This is a genomic window from Halorubrum sp. SP3 (genome assembly GCF_005435195.1).
Taxonomy (GTDB): Archaea; Halobacteriota; Halobacteria; order Halobacteriales; family Haloferacaceae; genus Halorubrum; species Halorubrum sodomense.
Map to the genome: position 1 here is coordinate 1 of NZ_SGTU01000597.1, position 285 is coordinate 285.

General features: G+C 62.5%; 1 protein-coding gene. It reads right to left on the bottom strand.

The window, feature by feature from the left end; translation table 11 throughout:
- Positions 1-285 (bottom strand): hydantoinase/oxoprolinase family protein (locus EXE42_RS17705; RefSeq protein ID WP_275938246.1); only part of this gene is annotated, 285 nt, incomplete at both ends.

The following is a 285-nucleotide window of genomic DNA, read 5'->3' on the forward strand; positions in this document are numbered from 1 at the left end:
GCACCAACCGTATGGATATCGATCATCGGCACGTTAACCGGGTACTCGCCGACCTCCACGTCGGTGGCAACCATCGGGTCGCCGCCTTCGACGAGCGAGACATCGCACGATGTCCCGCCCATATCCATCGTAATCAGGTTCTCGATGCCGGCGAGCCCAGCGACGTAACTCGCCCCCTGAACGCCAGCTGCCGGGCCCGAAAGCAACGTGTTGACCGGGCGTGTCCGCGCGATGTCGGCGGTAATGATACCGCCGTTCGACTGCATGATCTCAAGATCCGGGCGT